Below are 23,714 nucleotides of genomic sequence, written 5' to 3'. Positions count from 1 at the left end.
CCGACGTGAGCGGCGTCGCCGACGGCGCGCCCGGTCCGCTCGGCGTGACGCCGGATGAGACGGGCGCCAATGTCGCGGTCTGTTCCGAACATGCCGAGGCAATCGAGATTTGTCTCTTCAGCGAAGGAAACGACGAGGCTGCGCGCATAAAACTTCCCGCGCGCAGCGGCAATGTGTTTCATGGTTATGTAGAAGGATTGAAGGAGGGAAGCCGCTATGGCTTTCGCGCCTATGGGCCCGATGCGCCGGGCGAAGGCCATCGCTTCAATCCATCGAAACTCCTGATCGATCCTTACGCGCTTGCGATTGACGGCGCGTTCGCGCTGCATCCGGCCATGTTCGCACATGGCGCGGCGGCGCATGAGGACAGCGCGCCGCATGTTCCCAAATGCGTCGTCACACGCCCGCAGCAGGCGCCAGCGACGCGGCCGTTTCACGAATGGCGCGACACGATCGTCTATGAGCTGCATGTCAAAGGTTTCACCGCGGCGCATCCGGATATTCCGCCGCCGCTGCGTGGAACTTTCGCGGGGCTCGCGCATGAGGCGGCGATTGCGCATCTGAAGAAACTCGGCGTCACGACGATAGAGATATTGCCCTGCGCGGCGTGGATCGACGAGCGTCATCTGCCGCCGCTCGGATTGACGAATTACTGGGGCTACAACCCCGTCGCGCTGATGGCGCCCAATCCGCGTCTCGCGCCGGGCGGCTGGGACGATGTGCGAGCGGCGGTTTCCGCGCTTCACGCGGCGGGGCTCGAAGTCATTGTCGACGTCGTGTTCAATCATACGGGCGAGAGCGACGAATTGGGTCCGACCCTGTCGCTGCGCGGCCTCGACAATGCGACCTATTACCGCCTCGCGGAAAATCGCGCGCATTATGTGAACGACGCGGGCTGCGGCAATATTCTCGCTTTCGACCGCGCGCCTGTCGTGCGTCTCGCCATGGACGCGCTGCGGGCCTGGGCGACTTATGGCGGCGTCGACGGTTTTCGTTTCGATCTCGCGACGACCCTTGCGCGACGCCGGACCGGTTTCGATCCCGACGCGCCCTTTCTTGCGGCAATTCTGCAGGATCCCGTTCTGCGCGATCTGAAGCTCATCGCGGAGCCATGGGACATTGGCCCCGGCGGTTATCAATTGGGAAATTTCCCGCATCCTTTCGCGGAATGGAACGATCGCTATCGCGATTGCGCCCGCCGCTTCTGGCGCGGCGATGCGGTGGGCGTCGCGGAGCTTGCGACGCGTTTCGCCGGCTCGCAGGATTTCTTCGCGCGCCGCAGGCCATCGCGCGGGATCAATTTCATCACCGCGCATGACGGCTTCACGCTGCGCGATCTCGTCTCCTACGAGCGCAAACATAACGAAGCGAATGGCGAGAACAATCGCGACGGAACGGACGACAATTGCTCATGGAACAATGGCGTCGAGGGAGCGACCGGCGACGAGGGCGTGATATCCGCCCGCGCGCGGGATCAGCGCAATCTGCTCGCGACGCTTCTTCTCTCGCGCGGGACGCCCATGCTCGCCATGGGCGCGGAGCTGGGACACACACAGCACGGCAACAACAACGCCTATGCGCAGGACAACAGGCAAAGCTGGATCGACTGGTCGAACAGGGATCAGGCCCTGATCGACGTGACGTCGCAGCTCGTCGCGCTGCGAAGATCTCACGTCGCGCTGAGCGACGATCGTTTTCTCGATGGCGAGGCGCATGACGGATCGCTCATTCCGGACGTCGAATGGCTGAAGGCCGACGGCGCGCCGATGCACGAGGAGGATTGGCGCCGCGATGACGCGGAGACATTGATCGCAGCGCTATACGTGTCGAATGATCGCGTATTGATCATATTTCATCGCGGCCGTGTGGCGCTCGATGTGAGACCACCAGCGCCGCGCGAAGATTTCGGCTGGCGCGTCGCGTTCGATTCTTCGGGCGAAAGGACAAGCGAAGCGATCGAGGAATATGTGACGATTGCGCCGCGTTCCGTTGCGCTTCTCGTGGAGGAAAGAGCCGCGAAGCGCCGTCCGGCGCCCGCCGCCGGCGACGAGCTGCTGTCACGCCTCGCTCACGCCGCTGGCGTTGCGACGCAATGGCGGGACGTTGACGGCGGCGCGCATCACGTTCCGGGAGACACGATCGCCGCGCTTCTCGAAAGCTTCGGGCTGCCTGCACGAGGGCTCCATGACGCGCGCGAGAGCCTTGCGCGCCTCGCCGAATTGCGGGATCGTCGCGCGTTCCCCGAAAGTCTTGTCGCATGGGACGGCGAAGCGACGACATTGCGTCTCGCGTCACGCCATGGCCGAACGCCGGCGCGCCTCTTTCTGACGCGCGAAGATGGAAGAGAAGAGCGCGTCGCGCTTCGATCGCTAGAGCCCTTTTCGTGGCGCGGCGTAGACGGCCGCATGGTCGAAGGCGCGCGCGCGCAATTGCCGCCATTGCCGATCGGACGGCATTTGCTGCGGACCAAAGACAGCGAAACGATTTGCCGCCTCACCGTCGCGCCGACGCAATGCTATCTGCCGGATGACGCGCGCCGCGATTTCGGATTTTCGGCGCAGCTCTATTCCCTGCGCCGCGCCGGCGATCAGGGGGTCGGCGATTTCACGACGCTGGCGCAGCTCGCGCAATCGGGCGCCGAGGCTGGCGCTTCTCTCGTCGCGATCAATCCGCTGCATGCCTTGTTCGCAAATGATCGCTCGCGCGCGAGCCCCTATTACCCCTCCGATCGTCGTTTTCTCGATCCGCTCTATGTCGATATCGCCGATCTTTTCGGCGACGGTTTCGATGAGGCGACGGCGGCGGCGCTATCGGAGCGCGACGCGGTCGACTATCCCGCCGTTCACGCGCTCAAGGCGCGCGCCTTCGAGGCGGCCTTCGCGCGCTTCGAGGAGCTTGCGCGCAATCGCCCCGACGCCGCGCCTGTCGCCGATTTTGCGCGCTTCGTCTCGGAAGGCGGCGAGGCGCTCGCGCGCTTCTCCTGCTTTGAAGCGATCATCGAAACGCGCAAGGGAGAAGCCTGGAGGAGCTGGCCGCAGCCGTTGCGCGACGCCGAGGCCAACGCCTTGCGCGATTTCGAGCGTCGACACGCGGCGCGCATTCGCTTTCATCAGTTCCTGCAATGGCTCGCCGACCGCCAATTCGCCCAGGCCGCGCAATCGGCGCGCGACGCTGGTCTCTCCATCGGCTTCTGCCGCGATCTCGCCGTCGGCGCCGCGCCCGACGGGGCGGAAAGCTGGAGCAGGGCCCGTGGTCTGCTCGACGGCTTTTCCATCGGCGCGCCGCCAGACGCCTTCAGCCGCGACGGCCAGAACTGGGGCCTGCCCGCGCCCGATCCGCTGCGGATGCGGGCGGACGGCGGGGCCGATTTCGCCGGGCTCCTGCGCGCCAACATGCGCCACGCTGGCGCGCTGCGCATCGATCATGTGATGGGGCTTGCGCGGCTCTTTCTCGTCCCGGCGGGCGAGAAGGCGAGCGCCGGCGCCTATGTCTCCTACCCGCTCGAGGCGCTGCTCGCGCAATTGGCGCTGGAGAGCGCAAGGGCGCGCTGCATCGTCGTCGGCGAGGATCTCGGCACGCTGCCCTGGGGTTTTCGCGAGCGGCTCGATGCGGCCAATGTGCTCAGTTACCGTGTCGTCTGGTTCGAGCGACGAGGCGCCGGCTTCATTCCCCCGCAGGATTATCCGCGCAAGGCCATGGCCTGCGTCTCGACGCATGACCTGCCGACATTGGAGGGCTGGTGGCGGGGGGCCGACATCGACGAGAAGGCGGCGCTCGGGCTCCTGTCTGCGCAGGCGGCGGCGGACGAGCGCGACGCCCGCGCCGCCGACAGGCGCGCGCTGCTCGACGCGCTGCGCGGCGAAGGTCTGATCGGGGAGGCGAAGGCCGACGCCGCCTTCGACGACGCTCTGGCGCGGGCGCTGCACGCTTTCGCGGCGCGCGCGCCGGCGCTTCTCGCCGTGGCTCAGATCGACGATCTCGCGGGCGAGACAGGCGCGGTCAATCTCCCCGGCACGGACCGCGAGAGGCCAAACTGGCGACGAAAAATTGCATTGCGAACGGATGAACTTTTCGCAACGTCCCGCGCGGCCGCGATTATCGCCGGACTTCGCCGCAATCTGGTCTAGATTTCGGCGGCATATCTCACGCTCCGCGGCGAGGCCGAACTGCGTAGGCGTGAATGAGGATTGCGATCGAGCGATTTCGATCAGGCGACGGACGAACGCCGGCGCTCGCCATTGCGCTCGCCGTCATAGCGCTCTCCGCCCAGGCCGAGCCGAACGCCCCTGACATTTCCATCAAGCGCGAAGAGTTGCGCGGCGTCGAGGAGACGATCGGCGAGACGCAGGAGCGCGCGAAGAAGCTCGAAGGCGAGATCAGCTCTCACGCCGCCGTGCGCGAGAATCTCAACAGGACGCTGCTCGACGCCACGCGCAGGCTGCAGGACACCGAAGCGCGCGCCGCCGAGATCGAGGAGCGCCTCGGGAAGCTCTCGGAGGAGGAGCGGAAGATCCTGACGTCGCTCGCCGACCGGCGCGCGCTGATCGTCGAAATTCTGACCATTCTGCAGCGCATGGGGCGCCGCCCCCCGCCCGCCCTTCTGGCGCGGCCGGAGGATATTCTGGAGGCGGTGCGCGCCTCCCTGGCGCTCGGCCAAATGCTGCCGCAGATGCGCGCCGAGACGCAGGCGCTGCAGAGCGACCTCGCCGAGCTGGTTCGGCTGCGCGACGACATGCGGCGGGAGCAGGCGCGCCTCGCGACCGAAAAGACCAATCTGAACGATCAGCGCGCCCGACTCGCGCCGATGATCGCGGCGCGGCAGGAGGCGCTCGCCGCCGCGCAATCGGCGTTGCGAATGGAGTCCGAACGCGCCCAGACGCTGGCGCGGCAGGCGACGACCCTGAAGGACCTGATCGGCCGCATGGAGGCCGAGAGCGAGGCCGCGCGCAAGGCTGCGGAGGCGGCGCGCAAGGCCGACGAGGAGCGCGCCGCCGCCCAGGGGCGGCTGACGGAAGAGCAGCGGCGCAAGGCGCTCGCCGCGCCCTTCAAGGACGCCGCCCGCCTGGCCCCGGCCGCAGCCTTCGCCGATCTAAAGGCGAAGCTGCCGCTTCCGGTCGCCGGCGCCATTCTCAAGCGCTACGGCGCGCCCGACGGATATGGCGGAAAAGAAAAGGGAATTTCCATCGCCGCGCGGGAGAACGGCCTCGTCGTCGCGCCCTGCGACGGGTGGATCGCCTTTTCGGGGCCTTACCGCTCCTATGGTCAACTCTTGATCATTAACGCTGGCGGCGGCTATTATGTGGTCTTGGCCGGCATGAGTCGCACCAATGTCAACGTCGGGCAGTTCGTCCTGGCGGGTGAGCCGGTGGCCAGCATGGGAGACGGAGCCGCGCAGACCGCGGCGACCATCGCGATCGGCGCGAAACAGCCCATTTTATATGTCGAGTTCCGGAAGGACGGAGCATCGATCGACTCGAGCCCATGGTGGGCGAAGTCAGACAGTCGGAAGGTCGGCGGATGATTCGCAAAACTGCCCTTATCGCTACAGGAATCGCCATTGGCGCCGGATGCGCCACGGTCGGCCAGCAGGCGCGCGCCCTCATCGGCACGCCCGCGGTCGCGGCCACCGCTGACACCTACAAATATCTCAGCCTCTTCGGCGACGTGTTCGACAAGGTCCGCGGCGATTATGTCGAGAAGCCCGACGAGCAGAAGCTCGTCGAGAACGCCATCAACGGCATGCTCACCTCGCTCGACCCGCATTCGAGCTACCTCGACGCCAAGGGCTTCAAGGACATGCGGACCCAGACCGAGGGCAAGTTCGGCGGTCTGGGCATAGAGGTGACGCAGGAAGACGGGCTCGTGAAGGTCGTCACCCCGATCGACGACACGCCCGCCTCCCGCGCAGGCATCATGTCGGGCGATCTGATCGGCGCCATCGACGACGAGAGCGTGCAGGGCATGACGCTCAACCAGGCCGTCGACAAGATGCGCGGCCAGATCAACACGCCGGTGAAGCTCACCATCTACCGCGGCAAGGACAAGGACAAGATCGACCTCAAGCTGACCCGCGCCGAGATCCACATCAAATCGGTGCGTTCGCGCAAGCAGGACGACGACATCTCCTACATCCGCATCTCCCAGTTCAACGAGGAGACCGCGGACGGCCTGCGAAACGCGATGGCCAAGGCGCAGCAGGAAATTCCCGCCGACAAGTTCAAGGGCTACATCATCGATCTGCGCAACAATCCGGGCGGCCTGCTCGACCAGTCGATCCAGGTGGTCAACGCCTTCATCGACAAGGGCGAGATCGTCTCGACGCGCGGCCGCAACGCCGACGAGACCCAGCGCTACAACGCGCGGCCGGGCGATCTCTCCAAGGGCAAGCCGGTCGTGGTGCTGATCAACGGCGGCTCCGCCTCGGCCTCCGAGATCGTCGCCGGCGCGCTGCAGGACCACAAGCGCGCGACGCTGATCGGCACGCGCTCCTTCGGCAAGGGGTCGGTCCAGACCATCATCCCGCTCGGCGGCAACGCCGGCGCGCTGCGCCTCACGACGGCGCGCTACTACACGCCGTCGGGCCGTTCGATCCAGGCCAAGGGCATCGATCCCGACATGATCATCCTGCAGGACGTGCCGGATGAGCTGAAGGGCAAGGATGACACCAAAGGCGAGGCCTCGCTCAAGGGCCATCTCAAGAATGGCGACGACGAAAAGACCGGCTCGCAGGCCTATGTGCCGCCGGACGAGAAGAAGGACAAGCAGCTGATCGCCGCCATCGAACTGCTGCACGGCAAATCGAAGGCCCAGATCATGGCCGAGCAGACCAAGGACGTCGCCAAGGACTCGACAAAGCCGGCGACGAAGGCCAATTAATCAGGCGGACCAGAGAATGGCGGACGGGTCGCGAAAGCGGCGTCCGCCATTCGCTTATTGTAACGAGTCGGCGCCGATGCCCAATTTTCTCGACTACGCCAATCCCACGCGTTTCCTGCGCTTCGCGCAGATCGTCCTGCCCTGGCTCGGCGGACTGACGCTCATCCTTCTCGCCGTCGGCCTTTTCGGAGCCTTTACCGCGCCCGCCGACTATCAGCAGGGCGAGACGGTTCGGATCATGTATATTCACGTCCCCTCGGCGTGGCTTGCGATCTTCGCCTATGTCGTGATGACCTCCGCCTCGCTGGGCGTGCTCGTCTGGAAACACCCGCTCGCCGACGCCGCGCAGAAGACCGCGGCGGGGCTGGGCGCAGCCTTCACTTTCGTCTGCCTCGTAACCGGCTCGCTCTGGGGCAAGCCGATGTGGGGAACCTATTGGGTATGGGACGCGCGGCTGACCTCGATGCTGGTGCTCCTCCTGCTCTATCTCGGCCTCATCGCCGTGCGGCAGACGATGGACGACACGCCGCGCGGCGCGCGCGTCGCCTCGATCATGACGCTCGTCGGCGCGATCGACATCCCGATCATCAAATATTCCGTCGACTGGTGGAACACGCTGCACCAGCCCGCATCCGTCTTCCGCATCGGCGGACCGACGATCTCGGGCTCCATGCTGTGGCCGCTGCTCGTCATGGCGCTCGCGGCGACGCTGCTTTTCCTTACCCTTCACTTCATGGCGATCCGCAACGAGATCCTGCGCCGCCGGGTGGCGCGCCTCTCCATGCGCGCGCTTCAGGAAGCCGCGCGCGGCGAGGAAGACGAAGCGCTGGAGGCCGCGCAATGAGCGAACATGCAAGCTTCATCATCCTCGCCTACGGCGTCGCCTTCGTCGTGATCGGCGGCGTCGCGACGCGCATCATCCTCGACTACCGGCGCCTGCGCTCCGAACTCGCGCGCTTCGGCGCCGCGGGCCAGCGCGATGAGGGAGACGCTGCGTGACCGGGCCGTCCGTGACGCCGCAGGAACCGCGCTCGACCCTGCGTTTCCTGCCGCTCGCGCTGTTTGCGCTGCTCGCGGGACTGTTCCTCATCCGCCTGTTCGCGGGCGACGCCTCGCGCATTCCCTCCGCGCTTATCGGAAAGCCCGCGCCGACTTTCGACCTGCCGGCGCTCGAGGGCCTCGCCGACGTTCCGGGGCTGACGACCGAAGACCTGCGGAAGGGCCATGTCAGCGTGGTCAATGTCTTCGCGAGCTGGTGCGCGCCCTGCCGTCAGGAGCACCCGGTCCTGATGTCGATTGCGCGAGACGAGGCGCTGAAGGCGAAGGGCGTCGAAATCTATGGCCTCTCCTACAAGGACGAGACCGCCAATGCGCTCGCCTTCCTGCAGGGTGTCGGCAATCCGTTCCAGCGCGTCGGCGTCGATCCGGCGGGGCGCACGGCGATCGACTTCGGCGTCTATGGCGTGCCCGAAACCTTCGTCGTGAAGGGCGACGGAACCATCGCCTACAAATTCGTCGGCCCGCTGACGCCTTCCGCCGCCGCGACGACGCTCATCCCGGAAATCATGAAGGCGGCGGGGAATTAACCTCCGATCAGGGGAGTTTCTTCGCCGACTTTTCGAATTCGACGCCGACCTGGGTCTGGCGGCGCCAGATCACATGCGCCGCGTGCTTCGCCGCGCCGACATGCAGCGTGAATCGCTCCGGCAGCGTCGCCTGGCAGTCGAGCTTCGCCCCTCCGCCGGAAATGTCGATGACCTTGCAGGGTATCGCCGGCTCCATTCCGCCTGGGTCGGCCCAGGCTTCCGCATAGGCTTTCAGGCGGGCGGCCGTCCGCCTTTCGTCGACGGGGGAAACTTTGGACTTGCCTTTTTCTAGGGAGGGTGCGGGCATGGCGGTCTCGGTCAACGCCTCTTCTTGAGGCGACTTCACCTTAACTTTGGAAACCTTGCCGTTGTCTGACCAGCGGGTGTCAAATTGCGTTGTTTCGACGCTTCACCCCGCCTTGATGAACAGACCCACTGTCAACGCCGCGCCGATGACGATGATGAAGGCGCGCAGAATCTTCTCGTCGATGTGATGGATGAGGCGCCCGCCCGCGACGCCGCCGATCGTGGCGCCGGCGGCGGTGATCAGCGCCTGCGTCCAGTGCAGATCGGGCGAAAACAGGAAGATCGCGACCGCCGAGGCGTTCATCACGCCCGCGAGCACATTCTTCGTCGCGCTCGCGACACGCACGGCCTGCCCCGCCATGGTCAGGGCCGCGACCATGAGGAAGCCCGCGCCTCCGCCGAAATAGCCGCCATAGGTGGCGATGAGAAATTGCGCCAGACCCGCGCCCGGCGCAGAGAGATGCGCATGGCTCTCGCCGGGTTTGCGAAGGAAGCTGCCCCAGGCGAAAATTCCGGTCGCGAACAGCACGAGCCAGGGCACGAGCCGCGCGAAAAGGCCGCGCGGCGTGCCGAGCAGAATGACGGCGCCGATGGCCCCGCCGACGATGCTGATGGCGAAAAGCCCGCGCAAGGAGAGCGGGCCGACGCCCGCCGCGAGCCGACGCCCGGTCCAACCGGTCGCGAGCTGCGCGGGAAACAGCGCCACGCAGGAGGTGATATTGGCGGCGAGCGCGTCCATCCCGGTGAACATCAGCGTCGGCAGGATGAGAAAGGAGCCGCCGCCGGCGAGCGCATTTTGCGCGCCCGCCCAGATCGCGACCGCGAAAAGAAGAAGATAGGTCATGCGCGCCTATGTCAGCTCGCGCCGCTCAAGGCAAGCGGCCCGTCTCCTGCGAGAGGCCGGCGGCGACGAGGCGCACCAATGTCTCCAGCTGCGCGTCTAGCAGCGCCGGCGGCGTATCGGCGAGCTTCTCCTCCAGCCCCAGCGCGACGACGCCGTGCACGGCGGAAAACAGCGTGCGCGCCAGCCGCGCGCGGGCGGCGGCGTCCTGCGACGGCAGCAGCGCGGCGAGCGGCGCCTCCAGCCGCCCGAAGAGACGGTTGCGCGCTTCGGCGTACCACTCCGGCACCGTCGCGCCCTGCGGCAGGCGGTGCTGGAAGAGGGCGCGCCAGCTCGGCTCCTCGCGACGCGCGAAATCCAGATAGGCGCGGGCGAGGGCGGGCAGCGCCTGCGCCGGATCGGTCGAGCGAAGCGCCGCGTCGAGCGCCGCCTCCAGCCGTTCCAGCGTGCGGACGTTGACGCGCAGGATCAGCTCGTCGAGATCGGCGAAGGCCGTGTAGATCGCGCCGAGCGCGCAGCCTGCGGATGCGGCGAGATCGCGCGCCTTGAGCCCCGAGAGCCCGCGCCCGGCAATCGCCTGCTCGGCCGCCGAAATCAGGCGATCGCGCAACGGGGGACGGCGTTCGGCGGCATTTTCCCTAGTTTTTACGCTCACCCGCAACTTTCCCTTCGCCACATTCTCAAGCCTCTGCAACCGCGCGTTGAGAAGCAGCTGAGCATTACCTAAACTCGACGGCTGAACAATGGTCTATGTGAGGAAGGAACATGCTCTCCCCCGTTTCGCCCACTGACGCGACCGCCGGCGCCGCAAGACAGCCGCGTGGAAGCGAACCGCGCCTCGTTCGCTCCCTCGAAGTCCAGATTCGGGAGGTGGGCCGGGCGCTGGAGCGGTCGAAAAGGGATCTGGCGGCGGCCTTCACGCGGGCGGAACTGCAGGACCAGCGCGTCGCCGACGCCAGGCGGAAACTGGAGCAGTTGCGCTGGATCAAGGCCAGCGCGGACGAGAATCCGGAGCTGGCGCGGCTGGCGGCGGCGGAGATAGCAACGCATAACGCCGTGATCGAGGCCGCGAAAAGGGCCGAGGCGAACATGTCTTCGCAGATTGCGCGCCTGCAAGGCCGCGTCGAGCGTCAGACCACGCGCTTCTTCGACCTGCAGAGCCGTCGGCGCGAAGGGAACGACGGCGATCCGGCGAACGCCGCGGATGCGAGGAAGCCGCGTCCCGCCAGCGTCGAACAGCAGACCGGCCGCTCCAGCGACAACCGGACGGCCGAAGTCGAACAGGCCTTGCTCGACCAGCTGGTCCAGATTGGTCTGCGAGCTGCGGAACGCGGCGAGAAAGGGTCCAAGGACCGCGCCGGGCGGCGCAGGTTCGACGAGATCGAGACGCCCCGAGCCGCGCCTGTTTTTCGAGCCCCCGAAGTTTCCGTCTGATTTCCTGCTGATCGACCCTTCCGACCGGCGTCGAGGACGGCTGCCGAAATCCGCCCGCGTCACGGCAGGCAGGCTCGTTTTCTCGTGGAGGCGAAGTCCCCGCCCGCTCCACCGTCCCAACAGAAATTGAACGAAGTTCAATTTTTTGCTTGAACGATGTTCATTCTTGCGCTAGTCTCCCAACGTGAACGTCGTTCATATTGGGAGAGCCGCAATGTTCAAGACCGTCGTCACCCTTCTCAGAGGACGCGCTTTCGAGGCCGAGGAGCGCCTCGCCGACCGCCACGCGCTTTCGCTGTTGGACCAGCAGATGCGCGACGCGGCGGCGAGCGTCGATCGCGCAAAAAAGGCGCTCGCCATCGCCATCGCGCAGGACCGCAGCGAGGAGCAGAAACTCGCCGCGACGCGCGCGCAGATAGCGGAACTCGAAGCCCGCGCCGTCGAGGCGCTCAGGGGCGGGCGGGATGATCTGGCGCAAAAGGCCGCCGAGAGCATCGCCGCGCTCGAAGGCGACGCGCAGGCCGCCGACAGGGCGCGCGCGATATTCGCGGCCGAGATCGGAAAGCTGGAGCGCCATGTGCGCAACCAGTCGGCGCGTCTCGCCGAGCTCGAACGCGGCCGCCGCATCGCCCGCGCGGCGCAGGCGGTGCGCGTCGCCCGCCGCGGCCGGCTGGAGGAGGCGCCCTGCTATCAGTCGACGCTCTCCGAGGCCGAGGCGACGCTCGCAAGGCTGCGGGAACAACAGGCGGAAGTCTGCGCGGCGGAAGCGGCGCTCGACGCGTTGGACGCGGAGCCGACGGCCGAAAACCTCAACGAGACGCTCGCCAACGAAGGCTTCGGCCCGCCGGTGAAGCCGCGCGCGTCGGACGTTCTCGCAAGGCTCAAGGAAAAGGCCAGAGCCTGAGCGCGCACCCAATTCAAAGGAGAAATCAAATGACCTCGCAACCGATCAAACACTCTTCCGCCTTCGTCACCTTCTCCTACGCCACCTTCGTCCTGTCGCTCGTCATGGTCGGCGGCGGCGTGTTCCTCATGCCGATCGACCATTGGATGAAGAGTTTTCTCGCCATGGGGATCGTGATGCTGGTGCAGTCCTGCATCATCGTGACCAAGACGATCCGCGACAATCAGGAGGCGGAAAAGCTCCTCAACCGCATCGAGGACGCCAAGACCGAACGCCTGCTGATGGACGTCTCCAAGGCGGCGTAACGAAAGGCGCCCCTTTTTCCTCGCAATCGGCCGGCGTTTTGACCGATCCTTAAATGAGATCGGGTCATTGTCGCCGGCCTCGCCCGCACGGATTTCAAGCCATGTCGCAGTCGCTTCTCGCAACGCGCCGTTTCGCGCCCCTGTTCTGGCGCCAGTTCTTCGCGGCCTTCAACGACAATTTCCTCAAGAACGCGCTCGTTTTGCTGATCCTCTTCAAGATCGGCGGGGATGCGGGCGCTTCGCTCGTGACCCTTGCGGGGGCGCTTTTCATCGCGCCCTTCTTCCTGCTGTCCGGCCTGGGCGGCGAACTCGCCGACAAATACGACAAGGCGCTGATCGCCCGACGTCTCAGCCTCGCGGAAATCGGCGTCGCCAGCGTCTCCGCCACGGGCTTTGTTCTGGGCGACGTTCCGACGCTCTTTGCGGCATTGGTTCTGTTCGGAATTACGGGCGCGCTGTTCGGCCCCGTGAAATACGGCATCCTGCCCGATCATCTGACCCGCGAGGAATTGCCGGCCGGCAACGCGCTCGTCGAAAGCGCGACCTTCATCGCCATTCTCACCGGCACGATCGCCGGCGGTTTCGCGATGGAGTCGCATGGCGACATCGCCTTCGCTGTCGGGATAATGGTCGTCGCCGTCGCGAGCTACGCCGCCGCCTGGTTCATTCCCCCGACGCAGAGCGCCGCCGCCGGGCTGAGGATCGACGCCAACATCTTTCGCTCGACCTACCGCCTGCTGCGCGTGCTGCGCGCCGACCGGACGCTGTCGCGCCTCACCGGCGTGACCAGCCTCTTCTGGCTCTTCGGCTCCATCGCAATGTCGCTGATGCCGCCGCTCGTGACGCATGTGCTGCATGGTTCGGAAAGCGTCGTCACGATCCATCTCGCCGTCTTCGCCATCGCCATCGCCGTGGGCTCCGGCCTCGCCGCCTTCCTGCTGCATGGCAGGATCGTGCTTCTGCCGGCCGCCGTCGGCTCGGCGATCATCGCCTTCGTATCCGGCGATCTCGGCCTTTCGCTGCTGCTGCAGCCGATGCATGAGGGCGCCGCCGATCTCGGCCCCGCCGCCTATTTCGCGCAGCCCGGCGCCTGGCGCGCGACGATCGATCTCGGCCTTCTCGCGCTCGCCGGCGGCCTGATGATCGTTCCCGCCTTCGCCGCCATTCAGGCGCAGAGCGAGCCGTCGGAGCGCGCCCGCACGGTCGCGGCGGTCAATGTGCACAACGCCGCCTTCATGGCCATCGGGGGACTGGCCGTCGCCGGCCTGCAGAGCTACGGCGTCTCGCTCGCGCATCTTCTCATCGGCATGGCCGTCGTCGCGTTGCTGTCGGCGGTCTGGATCTGGAAGGCGGTCGTCAGGAACCCCTTGCTCGACGTCCTCTCGATCTTCTTTCGCGCCTTCTACCGGCTGGAAGTGAAGGGACTGGAGAATTTCGAGAAGGCGGGGCCCAATCCCATCGTCGCGCTCAATCATGTGAGCTTTCTGGACGCGGCGGCGATTCTCTCCGTCATGCCGAAGGAGCCCGTTTTCGCCATCGACCACGGCATCTCGCAGCGCTGGTGGGTGAAGCCCTTCCTGAAACTCACCCGCGCCATTCCGCTCGATCCGTCGAAGCCGCTCGGCACGCGCACGCTGGTCAACGCCGTGAAGGCGGGCGATCCGCTGGTGATCTTTCCCGAAGGGCGCCTCACCGTCACCGGAAGCCTGATGAAGGTCTATGACGGCGCCGGGCTCATCGCCGAGAAATCCGGCGCCATGGTCGTGCCCGTGAGGATCGACGGTCCCGAGGCGACGATGTTCTCGCGCCTCACCCGCGAACAGGCGCGCCGCCGCTGGTTCCCGAAATTCACGCTGACGGTTCAGGAGCCGGTGCGCCTCACCGTCGATGACGAGCTGAAGGGCAAGGCGCGGCGCATGGCCGCCGGCGCGGCGCTCTATCAGATCATGTCGGATCTCATCTTCCGCACGACGAGGACGGACGAGACATTGTTCGAGGCGGTGGTCCGCGCCGCCGACAAGCACGGTTTTTCGCGCGTCGCGCTCGAAGACCCGATCACGGGCAAGCTCACCTATCGCAAGATCCTCGTCGGCGCGCGCGCGCTCGGCGAGAAGATCGCCGCCTATGGACAGCCAGGCGACGCAATCGGAATCATGTTGCCCAACGCCAATGGCGCGGGGGTCGCCTTCCTCGCCGTGACGTCGGCGGGCCGCGCGCCGGCGATGATCAATTTCACCGCGGGCGCCGCGAATATTCTCTCGGGCTGCGAAGCGGCCCAGGTGAAGACCATTCTCACCTCGCGCGGCTTCATCGAGAAAGGCAAGCTGGAAAAGCTCGTCGCCGCCATCGAGGAGAAGGTCCAGCTGGTCTATCTCGAAGATGTCCGCGCAACGATCGGGCTTTTCGACAAGCTGCGCGCCATGCTGCGCTTCACGAAGCCCGTCGTTGCGCGCAAGCCGGACGACATGGCCGCCATTCTCTTCACCTCGGGCTCGGAGGGCGCGCCCAAGGGCGTGGCGCTTTCGCACCGGAACATGCTGGCGAACGCCGCGCAGGCGGCGGCGCGCATCGACTTCGGCCGCGCCGACAAGGTCTTCAACGTGCTGCCGATCTTCCACAGCTTCGGGCTGACGATCGGCTTCATGCTTCCGCTGATCTCGGGCGTGCCGGTTTATTTCTATCCCTCGCCGCTGCATTACCGCATAGTGCCGGAGCTGGTTTACGGAACCAACGCGACGATCCTTTTCGGCACGGACACATTCCTCGCCGGCTATGCGCGTTCCGCCCACGCCTATGACTTCCGCTCGATACGCTATGTGGTCGCGGGCGCGGAGCCGGTGAAGCAGTCGACGCGCGACGTGTGGAGCGAGAAATTCGGCATAAGGATTCTGGAAGGCTACGGCGTCACGGAGACGGCGCCGGTGCTTGCGCTCAATACGCCGATGTTCAACAAATTCGGCACGGTCGGAAGACTCATGCCGGGCGTCGATTACAGGCTCGAAACCGTGCCGGGCGTCGAGGAAGGCGGACGTCTGCTGGTTCGCGGCCCCAATGTGATGATGGGCTATCTCAAGGCTGACAGGCCCGGCGTGCTGCAACCGCCGGAGGGCGGCTGGTACGACACGGGCGACATCGTCACGATCGACGCGCAGGGCTTCGTCACGATCAAGGGACGCGCCAAGCGTTTCGCCAAGATCGGCGGCGAGATGGTCTCGCTCGCCGCGATCGAGCAGCTCGCCGCGGAGCTCTGGCCCAAGGCGATCTCCGCCGCCGCCACCGAGGTCGATCCGCGCAAGGGAGAACGCATCGTGCTCGTCACGCAGGAGAAGAACGCGACGCGCGCCGATTTCCAGGCCTACGCCAAATCGAAAGGCGCCGCCGATCTGATGGTCCCGGCCGAGGTTCTGGTTGTCGAGAAGGTGCCGCTGCTCGGCTCCGGCAAGCTCGATTTCGCCGGCGTGACGAAAATGGTGCGCGACCGCGGCCGCTACATGGCGAACGGCCCGCGCCTGCCCAATGGCCTGCTCGGACGCATCGACGGGAGCGTGGCGATGTCGACTTAACTGCGCATAGCTGCTGGAAAAAAACTCGCCACAACGGTGGAGTGGGATTAAAGGTGGCGCTTTCGCTGGGAATCGGTTTTTATCGACAGGTTTTGTGCGAGGAGGCCATTTCATGGGGCACGAAGCTAATTTCAGCTTTGTAATTAGTTTCAAGAGTGGCGAGGGTGACCCGCGACGCATTTTCGATGCAGCAAGCGCTCTTATTGACGCTTTTCAGAGCCTCGACCGTGCAGTCCTGCCGACAATCGACAGAAAGATAGAGACTTCCATCGTCCTTGAGGCTGTATCCGCAGGTAGCCTGCGGGTGCGCTTGGCAAACGTCCTTAAATCGATGGACGAAGATGCTTTGAAATCGGGCGAATGGAAGAAGTTTGTCGGCTGCTTCCTTAACGGCGTGCGGATCAGAGCCATCAAGTTCCTCGATAACGAGGATGGCGCCTCCAATCGCCTGCAAGAAATGAAAAAAGAGATCGTCTCCGACGCTACGGCTACCGACGTTAGACACCTTCCCGACTATGCGCCTCTCCAAGACGGACAGCTCATTGCGGCATTAGACAAAATTCAAAAGGCAAAGGCCGAACTGGACGTTGGAGACGGGCTACTTCTTGAGGTCGGCATGGACGAATATCGTGCGGACATAAAGGAGACATGGCTCCCGAGCGATAAGGTCGAGAGTGACGCCAAACAGCCTATCGAAAAGGAAAACATTCTCGATTTAGTACTCACGCTGAGAAAACCTGACATGATTAAAGACACGATGTGGCAATTCCTGCACGGGAAGAGGAATATCAACGCCGCTATGCGAGACGAAGACTGGATTGAGAAATATCGCGCTCGCCAAATCGCGATTCTCCCAGGCGATGCGCTCCAATGCACCGTCCGAGTCGTCGATTCCTATAACGAAAAAGGGGAGTTGATAGAACAGACGACGGAAATAGTTAAAGTCAAAAATGTCATCCGTGGCGGCATACAGGGCATCCTGCCGCTATGACACAGTTACCGCCGTTCCTACGCAGCCTCGAAGGATTGCGCTAGGCTCTCACCCCCAAAACGGCGCCAGCTCCTTCAGCCGCTTCTCGCTTTCCCGCGCATGTTCGACGCCGGCCCGCGCCGCATGGGCGAACCAGCCGCGCACGAAGGCTGACGCGCGCATCGTCGCGCCGCCGTCCCCGGCGTCGATCTCGTCGAGCAGCGGCGTCACCGTCTCCATGTCGTTGAAGGCGCCGAGTCCGTCCTGCAATTCGGCGAGCGCGCGGGAAAATCTGCGCGCGCCGCGCCGATGCGGGAAAAGGCTCTGGAAAAACTCCGCGCCATAGCGCGCCTTTTTCAGCGCGATGCGCGCCTGGTGACGATCCTCGGGCGACAGATCAGCCAGTCCCCTGCTTTTTTTCATCACGCGCTTGCGCAGCCGCGTCAGCGCCGCTTGCGCAAAGCCTTTCGCAGAGCCCTCGTCGCGCGCGTCCGCCGCCGCATTCCAGTCGCGCAGCTCGATCGCCGCCCGGAACTCCGCGACGAATTGCACCGCCTGCGTTTCGTCGAGCTTGGCGCGCGCCTGCGCATAGGCCGTCGCGCGGCGCGACGCCACGGCGTCGAGCAGCGCAAAGAAACTCGGCTCCTGCTCAAAGGCCGCGCGCGGGCCGGCCTCGAGCATCTCGCGAAACACGTCCCAATCTCGCGCGGCGCCGAGAACGGACGCAATCGCCTTCGCGCGCTCGCGCGCGGCGTCTAACGCCGGTCCCGACAGCGCGTTGCGGAACAGGCCGATGGCTGCGCGCAGCCTGCGCAGCGCCACCCGCATCTGGTGGACGCATTCCGGATCTTCCTGCGCCCGCAACGCTCTTGCATTGGCTTCGAACTGGTCGAGCGCGGAGAGGAAGACGCAAATCGCGGCGTCCTCCGTCGAGTCCTCGGGAGAGAGTTTTACTGGCCGCGCCTTCTGCGGTCCGGCTGACGCGGGCCCGGCCACGACGTCGCGCCGCGGCGCCGATCCCCCGGCGGCGGGAGACTCCCGGGCCTCCGCCGAACGCTTCATGTCCGAACCTCCGCGTTTCGCGCCCCGAAACTGAAACGAAGCTTGCGTCACAATCAAGCGTGGCCGCGGCGGGAGGCGAGACGGAGCGCCCGAAAGCCGCGCGCCGGCCGGGGCGATCGAAAGCCGCGGTCCCGCCGGGCTTGATTATCACACCCACTCTTGCTTTATCGCAGCGCAACAATCATTCCCGCAGGAGACCCGCCCATGTCCGTCTGGCCCGTCTATGGCAAAATCACCGGCCCGATCGTTCTGATCGGATTCGGCTCCATCGGGCGCGGCATCCTGCCCCTGATCGAGCGCCATTTCGACTTCGACAAGAGCCGCTTCACGGTCATCGATCCCGTCGACACGCATCGTCGCCTGCTCGACGAGCGCGGCGTCGCCTTTATCAAGACCGGCCTCACGCCGGAGAACTACCGCGAGGTGCTGACGCCGCTCCTGACCAAGGGCGACGGACAGGGCTTCATCGTCAATCTCTCGGTCGACGTCTCCTCACTCGCCATCATGCAGCTAGCGCGCGAACTGAAGGCGCTTTATGTCGACACGGTCGTCGAGCCCTGGCCCGGCTTCTATTTCGACAAGAGCAAGGGTAACGAAGGCCGCACCAATTACGCCCTGCGCGAGACGGTCCTCGAGGAGCGTCGCAAGAATCCGGGCGGCTCCACCGCCGTTTCCTGCGTCGGCGCCAACCCCGGCATGGTTTCCTGGTTCGTGAAGCAGGCGCTGGTGAACATCGCCAAGGACACGGGCGTCCTCGACCGGGAGCCGACGACCCGCGCCGAATGGGGCGCGCTGGCGCAGAAGCTCGGGCTCAAGGGCGTCCACATCGCCGAGCGCGACACGCAGCGCGCCCGCGACCCGAAGCCCCGCAACGTCTTCGTCAACACATGGTCAGTCGAGGGCTTCGTCTCCGAAGGCATGCAGCCCGCCGAACTCGGCTGGGGCACGCATGAAAAGTCGCTGCCGGACATCGGCCGCACCCATTCGACGGGCTGCGGCGCGGCGATCTATCTGCTCTCTCCCGGCGCCAACACGCGCGTGCGCACATGGTGCCCGACGCCGGGGCCGCAATACGGCTTCCTCGTCACGCACAATGAGTCGATCTCGATCGCCGACTATCTCACCGTGCGCGACGCCTCCGGCAAGGCCGTCTATCGCCCGACCTGCCATTACGCCTATCACCCGGCCGATGACGCGGTGCTCTCGCTGCACGAGATGTTCGGGCAGGCCGGCAAGATGCAGGACAGCTGGAAGATTCTCGACGAGAACGAGATCGTCGACGGGATCGACGAACTGGGCGTGCTTCTCTACGGCCACGCCAAGAACGCCTATTGGTACGGCTCGCAGCTTTCGATCGAGGAGACGCGCGACCTCGCTCCCTACCAGAACGCGACCGGCCTGCAGGTCGCCTCCGCCGCGCTCGCCGGCATGGTCTGGGCGCTCGAGAATCCGGAGGCCGGAATCGTCGAGGCTGACGAGGTCGACTACAAGCGCTGCCTCGAAGTGCAACTGCCCTATCTCGGCCCGGTGAAAGGCTATTACACCGACTGGACGCCGCTCTCGGGCCGCCCCGGCCTCTTCCCGGAGGACATCGACGAGAGCGACCCCTGGCAGTTCAAAAACATTCTGGTGCGCTGAAGCCGCAAAAAAAAGCCGATCCATTTACGCGCGCGCCGCCTCCCAAGGGGCGGCGCGTTTTTTATTGCCGGAACGAATCCGCCGAACGCCTCTTGCATCCCGAAATTTTGTTCTATAATTGTTCTTTATTCTGGTTATGTTCCGCTGCGGCAGGTCGAGCCATGGCGGGGCATGGAAGTCCCCAGTGAGTTGCGTTGCGTGTTGCGTCTGCGTGGGAGGCCCGGCTGTCGCGCGCTTTCGTCGCGACGGAGCGAGGGCCTCCCGTCACTGTCACGGAACGGGTGGAGTTCGTCATGGGCCATTTGGCGGAAATTGCGCCAGACGCGGGGGCGCGGATCGGCGGGTTGATCGACGCCGAGCGCCGGCGCGGACGCGGCGCGGTCTCGAAGCGCAGCGGGCGCTTTGAAAAGGAGACCCGCGAGGAAATCGACGACGGCTGGGGCGGGCTCGGAACGCTGGACGCACTGAAGACCAATATTCACGTCGAGAAGCCGCGTTCGATCATCACCAAGAACGATTCGCCCGACATTTCCTTCGATCGCTCGATCAATCCCTATCGCGGTTGCGAGCATGGCTGCGTCTATTGTTTCGCGCGGCCGACGCACGCGTATATGGGCCTGTCTCCCGGCCTCGATTTCGAAACGGAAATCTTCGTCAAGGACGGCGCGGCGCAGATTCTCGAGCGCGAATTGTCGGCGCCGAACTATGTCCCGAAGATGATCGCCATCGGCTCCAACACCGACCCCTATCAGCCGGCGGAAAGACGCCACCGCGTGATGCGCTCGATTCTCGAAGTGCTGGCGCGCGCGAAACATCCGGTCGGCATCGTGACGAAATCGGCGCTGGTGCTGCGCGATCTCGATCTGCTCGCGCCCATGGCCGAGCAAGGCCTGGTGAAAGTCGCGCTGTCGGTGACGACGCTCGATCCGCGTCTTGCGCGCATCATGGAGCCGCGCGCCGCGACGCCCGAGCGCCGGCTCGACGCCATCGAGAAGCTCGCCGCGGCCGGCGTTCCCGTCGCCGTGATGACCGCGCCGATCATACCGGCTGTCAATGACGAGGAGATCGAGACGATCCTGACCCGCGCCCACGCCGCGGGGGCGCGGGAGGCCGGCTATATCATGCTGCGCCTGCCACTCGAACTGCGCGACATTTTCAGCGAGTGGCTCGTCGCCAATTTTCCCGACAAGGCGCGGCGCGCCCTGTCGCTCGTGCGCTCCACGCGCGGCGGGAAAATCTACGACGCCGCCTTCGGCAAGCGCATGACCGGCGACGGCCCTTACGCCTGGATGATCGGGCGCCGATTTGAGGTCGCCGCCAAGCGCCTCGGCTTTTCGCAGACGCGACTGCGGACCGATCTCTTCGAACCGCCGCGGCGCTCGCCGCAGCAGCTCGCATTGTTTTGAGCGCGGCTGGAGCGCGTTCAGGAAAAGTGCAGGCGGTTTTCCGCTTGAACGCGCGACAGAAAATGAAGCGAGAGCAGATTCGGAGAATTCAAATTCGCCGAATTTGCCCTAGTGCTTCAATGAAAAGAAGAAACGCAGCAGCACGATGAGCGCCGCGACGGCGGCGACGCCGAACAGGCCGTAGAAAATCTGCATCGTGGCGCTCAACAGCGGGCGGCGCCCCCCATAGCTCCCCGGCGCGGAGCGATCGACCGTCGATTCGGCCAGGAAGCGATAGGTCGCCACACGGCGCGGCGTGTTCTCGCCAATGATGTAGGAGGCGAATTCCTGATCGTTCGGCGCGCGGCCGTTCTGGCTCTCGAAAGCGCGCATCCAGTCGATCTTGTTCTGCTTGTAAAGCGAATAGGCGACGAGGCCGATGATGTCGTCGTCGCCCGAGACGAGTTTTCGAAAGACCCCATTGTGCTCCGCATCGTTTGTGATCGGCGGGGCCGGCGCGGCGCCCGAGACCGCCGGAAGCGCCTTTTCTTTCGGATAAGTCGCCGCTTCGACGGACTTTTCGGTTGCCATGCCCATAGTCGCCGCGCTTTGCTGTTCCATAAGATGCCTCCTGCGCTCCTTGCCCGCCTCGCCCCGCCGCACGGGGCCGATTCTCGCCAGGCCACGCCTTCCGGCGCTTGTTTGCATTTCTTTAGCAAAGCTGAAGCTGAACCGGAAAGACCTCTGTGAACGGCGGTTTCTCCCCATGATTTCGATGGGCCCGGATTTTCGTCTCGAAGGCCGGCTGCGTCGGCAAGGCGTTTGGCCTGTCGCCGGCGTCGACGAGGTCGGCCGTGGTCCCCTCGCCGGCCCCGTGGCGGCGGCGGCGGTCATTCTCGATCCCGCCCGCCTGCCGCTTGGCGTGAATGATTCGAAGGCGCTCGGTCCGAGGGAGCGCGAGGCCGCCTTCGAGAGGATCCTGTCCACCGCGCAAGCGGTCAGCGTCGCCTTCGTCACGCCCTCGGAAATCGACGCGATGAACATCCGGCAGGCGTCTCTCGCCGCCATGGCGCGCGCGGTCGCCGGACTTTCTCTGTCGCCAGCCTTCGTGCTCGTCGACGGGCGCGATCCGCCGCCGCTGACCTGCCACTGCCGCGCCATCGTCAAGGGCGACGCCCTGGCGCTGTCCATCGCCGCCGCCTCCATCGTCGCAAAGGTCGCGCGCGACGGCATGATGCGGCGGCTGGCGGCGGCCTATCCCGACTATGGTTTCGAGACCAACGCCGGCTACGGCGCGAGGCGTCATCTCGACGCGCTGGAGAGGATAGGGCCTACTCCCGCGCATCGTTTCAGTTTTGCGCCGTTACGCGACAAGTCCTGAGGGGCGCTGGAAACCTTCTGATAACCTTTTCTTTTCCTTAAGATATCCGTTCGAAAAAGAGACGGTAGCGCCCACGCTTCCTATACGCGGCTTTTACCTCGTTCCGGCATCATCGCACGTGTTGGTAGCGTATGTGGTGTTGAGTGAATGAGTAGCGCGCGCGTCGGGGCGGCCCGCCTCCAAACCCGGATCAAGGTCACGCGTACCGGGTCTTCCATTGCAGGGCCGCCCCGCGCGATGTCGGCGCGAAACGCCATATTGCAGGGCGACTGCGTCGAGCTGATGCGGGGCCTGCCCCATGAGAGCGTCGATCTCGTCTTCGCGGATCCGCCCTATAATCTCCAGCTCGCCAGCAAGCTTACCCGGCCGGATCAGAGCCTCGTCGACGCAGTCGACGACGACTGGGACAAATTCGCCGATTTCGCGACCTACGACGCTTTCACCCGCGACTGGCTGTCGGCCGCGCGGCGCGTGATGAAGCCTTCGGCGACGATCTTCGTCATCGGCTCCTATCACAACATATTCCGCGTCGGCGCGATCATGCAGGATCTGGGATTCTGGATTCTGAATGACATCGTCTGGCGCAAGAACAATCCGATGCCGAATTTTCGCGGCCGCCGGTTCACCAACGCCCATGAAACGATGATCTGGGCGGCGCGCGACGCCTCGGCGAAGAGCTACACTTTCAATTACGAAGCGCTGAAGGCTGGCAATGAAGATTGCCAGATGCGCTCCGACTGGCTGCTGCCGATCTGCACCGGAGCCGAACGCCTCAAGGACGCGGAGGGACGCAAGGCCCATCCGACGCAAAAGCCCGAGACGCTGCTCGCGCGCGTGATTCTTTCCGCCTCCAACGCGGGCGATCTCGTGCTCGACCCCTTCTTCGGCTCCGGCACGACGGGCGCCGTCGCAAAGCGCCTGCGGCGCGATTTCCTCGGCCTGGAGCGCGACCCCGTCTATGCGAAGGCGGCCAATGCGCGAATCGCCGAGATCGAGCCCCTGCCGGAGCACGCCGTCTCTGTCGCGCCGTCGAAACGCGCCGAGCCGCGAATCGCTTTCGCGAGCCTCGTCGAGTCGGGGCTCATCGCGCCCGGCGCGAGGTTGACGGATTTGAAGAAGCGCCATGTCGCAATGGTGCGCGCCGACGGGACGCTCTCGCTATCGGGCTTCATCGGCTCGATTCACAAGACCGGCGCATTGGCGCAGGGTCTTCCGGCCTGCAACGGCTGGACCTTCTGGCATTACGAGAAGGCCGACGGTCTGGTGGCGCCCATCGATGAGCTGCGCGCGCAGATGCGCGACCACATGCGCGGCGCAGCGGAATAGGCCTCGAGCCGGGCGTCGCCGCCGTTCACCTCGAAGGGTGGAACATCTGGCAATGCGGCCTTGTGGCGAGCCGTCGCAGCGCAAACTGCACGACCGCGCGCGTCATGGGATCGTCGATGAGGCGGTAGGCGCTCCAG

20 protein-coding genes are annotated in these 23,714 nt (G+C 65.3%); 15 read left to right on the top strand and 5 right to left on the bottom strand.

What is annotated here, in order from left to right; genetic code table 11:
• Positions 1-5 precede the first annotated feature (5 nt).
• The 6 genes from glgX to LG047_RS11170 all read left to right on the top strand — a co-directional run bounded on the left by glgX (position 6) and on the right by LG047_RS11170 (position 8,462).
• A complete protein-coding gene (gene glgX / locus LG047_RS11195; protein ID WP_227966741.1) occupies positions 6-4,127 on the top strand; it encodes a glycogen debranching protein GlgX in 4,122 nt (1,373 codons plus the stop codon).
• Positions 4,128-4,180: 53 nt separating this feature from the next.
• Positions 4,181-5,521, top strand: coding sequence for a murein hydrolase activator EnvC (locus tag LG047_RS11190; RefSeq protein ID WP_227966740.1), 1,341 nt, complete (start codon positions 4,181-4,183; stop codon positions 5,519-5,521).
• Positions 5,518-6,876: a S41 family peptidase gene (locus LG047_RS11185; protein WP_227966739.1), complete on the top strand. Its 1,359-nt coding sequence runs from the start codon at positions 5,518-5,520 to the stop codon at positions 6,874-6,876. The genes LG047_RS11190 and LG047_RS11185 overlap by 4 nt, the downstream gene beginning before the upstream one ends.
• A gap of 76 nt (positions 6,877-6,952) precedes the next feature.
• Positions 6,953-7,720 carry a heme ABC transporter permease gene (locus LG047_RS11180; protein ID WP_036284807.1) on the top strand — a complete coding sequence of 256 codons (768 nt, stop codon included), beginning with the start codon at positions 6,953-6,955 and terminating at the stop codon, positions 7,718-7,720.
• The gene (gene ccmD, locus LG047_RS11175; protein WP_227966738.1) at positions 7,717-7,875 is read left to right on the top strand and encodes a heme exporter protein CcmD; all 159 of its coding nucleotides are present in this window, start codon (positions 7,717-7,719) and stop codon (positions 7,873-7,875) included. The genes LG047_RS11180 and ccmD overlap by 4 nt, the downstream gene beginning before the upstream one ends.
• Positions 7,872-8,462: a DsbE family thiol:disulfide interchange protein gene (locus LG047_RS11170; RefSeq protein WP_227966737.1), complete on the top strand. Its 591-nt coding sequence runs from the start codon at positions 7,872-7,874 to the stop codon at positions 8,460-8,462. The genes ccmD and LG047_RS11170 overlap by 4 nt, the downstream gene beginning before the upstream one ends.
• A gap of 7 nt (positions 8,463-8,469) precedes the next feature.
• Here LG047_RS11170 and LG047_RS11165 read toward each other — a convergent pair whose 3' ends face one another.
• The 3 genes from LG047_RS11165 to LG047_RS11155 form a co-directional block, all read right to left on the bottom strand.
• Complete coding sequence (locus LG047_RS11165) at positions 8,470-8,769, bottom strand: PilZ domain-containing protein (RefSeq protein ID WP_144259676.1); 300 nt, start codon at positions 8,767-8,769, stop codon at positions 8,470-8,472.
• A 102-nt stretch (positions 8,770-8,871) separates the two neighbouring features.
• Positions 8,872-9,612 carry a sulfite exporter TauE/SafE family protein gene (locus tag LG047_RS11160; RefSeq protein ID WP_036284797.1) on the bottom strand — a complete coding sequence of 247 codons (741 nt, stop codon included), beginning with the start codon at positions 9,610-9,612 and terminating at the stop codon, positions 8,872-8,874.
• Positions 9,613-9,637: 25 nt separating this feature from the next.
• On the bottom strand, positions 9,638-10,264 hold the full coding sequence (locus LG047_RS11155; RefSeq protein WP_036288557.1) for a TetR/AcrR family transcriptional regulator: 627 nt from the start codon (positions 10,262-10,264) through the stop codon (positions 9,638-9,640).
• Positions 10,265-10,374: 110 nt separating this feature from the next.
• On the opposite strand from LG047_RS11155, the gene LG047_RS11150 reads away from it, so the two are divergent.
• The 5 genes from LG047_RS11150 (at position 10,375) to LG047_RS11130 (ending at position 16,806) form a co-directional block, all read left to right on the top strand.
• On the top strand, positions 10,375-11,043 hold the full coding sequence (locus tag LG047_RS11150) for a PspA/IM30 family protein (RefSeq protein ID WP_227966735.1): 669 nt from the start codon (positions 10,375-10,377) through the stop codon (positions 11,041-11,043).
• 214 nt (positions 11,044-11,257) lie between these two features.
• Entirely contained in the window at positions 11,258-11,947 is a 690-nt protein-coding gene (locus LG047_RS11145; protein ID WP_227966728.1) for a PspA/IM30 family protein, read from the top strand.
• Positions 11,948-11,976: 29 nt separating this feature from the next.
• A complete protein-coding gene (locus tag LG047_RS11140; protein ID WP_227966727.1) occupies positions 11,977-12,252 on the top strand; it encodes a YiaA/YiaB family inner membrane protein in 276 nt (91 codons plus the stop codon).
• A gap of 101 nt (positions 12,253-12,353) precedes the next feature.
• Complete coding sequence (locus tag LG047_RS11135; RefSeq protein ID WP_227966725.1) at positions 12,354-15,815, top strand: acyl-[ACP]--phospholipid O-acyltransferase; 3,462 nt, start codon at positions 12,354-12,356, stop codon at positions 15,813-15,815.
• Positions 15,816-15,927: 112 nt separating this feature from the next.
• Entirely contained in the window at positions 15,928-16,806 is an 879-nt protein-coding gene (locus LG047_RS11130) for a hypothetical protein (RefSeq protein WP_227966724.1), read from the top strand.
• Between the two features lie 48 nt (positions 16,807-16,854).
• Here the strand turns inward: LG047_RS11130 and LG047_RS11125 are convergent, their stop codons facing one another.
• A complete protein-coding gene (locus tag LG047_RS11125) occupies positions 16,855-17,847 on the bottom strand; it encodes a CHAD domain-containing protein (RefSeq protein ID WP_227966722.1) in 993 nt (330 codons plus the stop codon).
• A 204-nt stretch (positions 17,848-18,051) separates the two neighbouring features.
• Here LG047_RS11125 and LG047_RS11120 point away from each other — a divergent pair, with 204 nt between their 5' ends.
• Both LG047_RS11120 and LG047_RS11115 read left to right on the top strand, forming a co-directional pair.
• Entirely contained in the window at positions 18,052-19,485 is a 1,434-nt protein-coding gene (locus LG047_RS11120) for a homospermidine synthase (protein WP_227966721.1), read from the top strand.
• A gap of 293 nt (positions 19,486-19,778) precedes the next feature.
• Entirely contained in the window at positions 19,779-20,891 is a 1,113-nt protein-coding gene (locus LG047_RS11115) for a PA0069 family radical SAM protein (protein ID WP_227966720.1), read from the top strand.
• Between the two features lie 108 nt (positions 20,892-20,999).
• On the opposite strand, the gene LG047_RS11110 is transcribed toward LG047_RS11115, so the two are convergent.
• The gene (locus tag LG047_RS11110; RefSeq protein WP_227966719.1) at positions 21,000-21,461 is read right to left on the bottom strand and encodes a hypothetical protein; all 462 of its coding nucleotides are present in this window, start codon (positions 21,459-21,461) and stop codon (positions 21,000-21,002) included.
• Between the two features lie 184 nt (positions 21,462-21,645).
• Between LG047_RS11110 and LG047_RS11105 the strand changes: the two genes are divergently transcribed.
• Both LG047_RS11105 and LG047_RS11100 read left to right on the top strand, forming a co-directional pair.
• The gene (locus LG047_RS11105; protein ID WP_227968477.1) at positions 21,646-22,251 is read left to right on the top strand and encodes a ribonuclease HII; all 606 of its coding nucleotides are present in this window, start codon (positions 21,646-21,648) and stop codon (positions 22,249-22,251) included.
• A gap of 147 nt (positions 22,252-22,398) precedes the next feature.
• Positions 22,399-23,577: a site-specific DNA-methyltransferase gene (locus LG047_RS11100; protein ID WP_036284781.1), complete on the top strand. Its 1,179-nt coding sequence runs from the start codon at positions 22,399-22,401 to the stop codon at positions 23,575-23,577.
• Positions 23,578-23,714: the final 137 nt, after the last annotated feature.

The organism is Methylocystis sp. WRRC1, from assembly GCF_020733155.1.
Lineage (GTDB): Bacteria > Pseudomonadota > Alphaproteobacteria > Rhizobiales > Beijerinckiaceae > Methylocystis.
The sequence above is the reverse complement of the archived record's forward strand: the minus strand, read 5'-3'. Positions and strand labels throughout refer to the sequence as shown.

Excerpts from the sequence above, each read along its gene's own strand:
- LG047_RS11120 (WP_227966721.1), top strand. The coding sequence starts at position 18,052 with ATGTCCGTCTGGCCCGTCTATGGCAAAATCACCGGCCCGATCGTTCTG.
- LG047_RS11110 (WP_227966719.1), bottom strand. The coding sequence starts at position 21,461 with ATGGCAACCGAAAAGTCCGTCGAAGCGGCGACTTATCCGAAAGAAAAG.
- LG047_RS11180 (WP_036284807.1), top strand. The coding sequence starts at position 6,953 with ATGCCCAATTTTCTCGACTACGCCAATCCCACGCGTTTCCTGCGCTTC.
- ccmD (WP_227966738.1), top strand. The coding sequence starts at position 7,717 with ATGAGCGAACATGCAAGCTTCATCATCCTCGCCTACGGCGTCGCCTTC.
- LG047_RS11100 (WP_036284781.1), top strand. The coding sequence starts at position 22,399 with ATGAGTAGCGCGCGCGTCGGGGCGGCCCGCCTCCAAACCCGGATCAAG.
- LG047_RS11135 (WP_227966725.1), top strand. The coding sequence starts at position 12,354 with ATGTCGCAGTCGCTTCTCGCAACGCGCCGTTTCGCGCCCCTGTTCTGG.
- LG047_RS11140 (WP_227966727.1), top strand. The coding sequence starts at position 11,977 with ATGACCTCGCAACCGATCAAACACTCTTCCGCCTTCGTCACCTTCTCC.
- LG047_RS11145 (WP_227966728.1), top strand. The coding sequence starts at position 11,258 with ATGTTCAAGACCGTCGTCACCCTTCTCAGAGGACGCGCTTTCGAGGCC.
- LG047_RS11125 (WP_227966722.1), bottom strand. The coding sequence starts at position 17,847 with ATGAAGCGTTCGGCGGAGGCCCGGGAGTCTCCCGCCGCCGGGGGATCG.
- LG047_RS11130 (WP_227966724.1), top strand. The coding sequence starts at position 15,928 with ATGGGGCACGAAGCTAATTTCAGCTTTGTAATTAGTTTCAAGAGTGGC.
- LG047_RS11190 (WP_227966740.1), top strand. The coding sequence starts at position 4,181 with ATGAGGATTGCGATCGAGCGATTTCGATCAGGCGACGGACGAACGCCG.
- LG047_RS11150 (WP_227966735.1), top strand. The coding sequence starts at position 10,375 with ATGCTCTCCCCCGTTTCGCCCACTGACGCGACCGCCGGCGCCGCAAGA.
- LG047_RS11105 (WP_227968477.1), top strand. The coding sequence starts at position 21,646 with ATGGGCCCGGATTTTCGTCTCGAAGGCCGGCTGCGTCGGCAAGGCGTT.
- LG047_RS11160 (WP_036284797.1), bottom strand. The coding sequence starts at position 9,612 with ATGACCTATCTTCTTCTTTTCGCGGTCGCGATCTGGGCGGGCGCGCAA.
- LG047_RS11115 (WP_227966720.1), top strand. The coding sequence starts at position 19,779 with ATGGGCCATTTGGCGGAAATTGCGCCAGACGCGGGGGCGCGGATCGGC.
- LG047_RS11165 (WP_144259676.1), bottom strand. The coding sequence starts at position 8,769 with ATGCCCGCACCCTCCCTAGAAAAAGGCAAGTCCAAAGTTTCCCCCGTC.
- LG047_RS11185 (WP_227966739.1), top strand. The coding sequence starts at position 5,518 with ATGATTCGCAAAACTGCCCTTATCGCTACAGGAATCGCCATTGGCGCC.